This window comes from Yersinia aldovae ATCC 35236 (assembly GCF_000173735.1).
In the GTDB taxonomy this organism is placed as follows: Bacteria; Pseudomonadota; Gammaproteobacteria; order Enterobacterales; family Enterobacteriaceae; genus Yersinia; species Yersinia aldovae.
Genome location: NZ_ACCB01000119.1, coordinates 1 through 432, shown reverse-complemented (window position 1 = coordinate 432; position 432 = coordinate 1). Strand labels below are relative to the sequence as shown.

Genomic DNA, 432 nt, shown 5'->3' with positions numbered 1-432 from the left:
TTGGATCGCATTATGGCGGGCTTCAATGGCACCCATCGCGCAAAAACCTCCAACCGCGCACAAAATCCATTGTTGCAGGATATCGCGGTGGGCTGGTTGCAGAAGTATCGCACCAATGCACCGGCGCGCGTGATGGATTCGTTTACGGCGAAGGACGGTACTGTCACCGATAAAATTATCGACCTGCAACTGACTGAGCGGGTGATAGTGAAAGAGTTGGACGGTGCACTGCATGTTAACCATGCGCTGGAACCAACATTGCCGGGCGTACTTCCTCGTCCAACGGAAATTTATTTTCACGGTGAGCGGATTAAATGAATGCGCTGAAACCCTTTGATGATGCATTTGTAAGTATCCCAGCTTTAGTTCCACGCACTTTTTGAGATTTCCGGGTTTTCAGCCATCAGCCGGTATTCTTCCGGTGTCAGGTTA

The 432-nt window shown here is 50.2% G+C and carries 1 protein-coding gene and 1 pseudogene; one reads left to right on the top strand and one right to left on the bottom strand.

Translation table 11 applies throughout. From position 1 onward, the window contains the following. On the top strand, window positions 1-318 hold a 318-nt coding region (locus tag YALDO0001_RS22165), incomplete at its 5' end, for a P2 family phage major capsid protein (protein WP_252830408.1). A 44-nt stretch (window positions 319-362) separates the two neighbouring features. On the opposite strand, the pseudogene YALDO0001_RS21645 reads toward YALDO0001_RS22165, so the two are convergent. Then, window positions 363-432 (bottom strand): annotated as a pseudogene (locus YALDO0001_RS21645) (integrase); the annotation flags it as partial.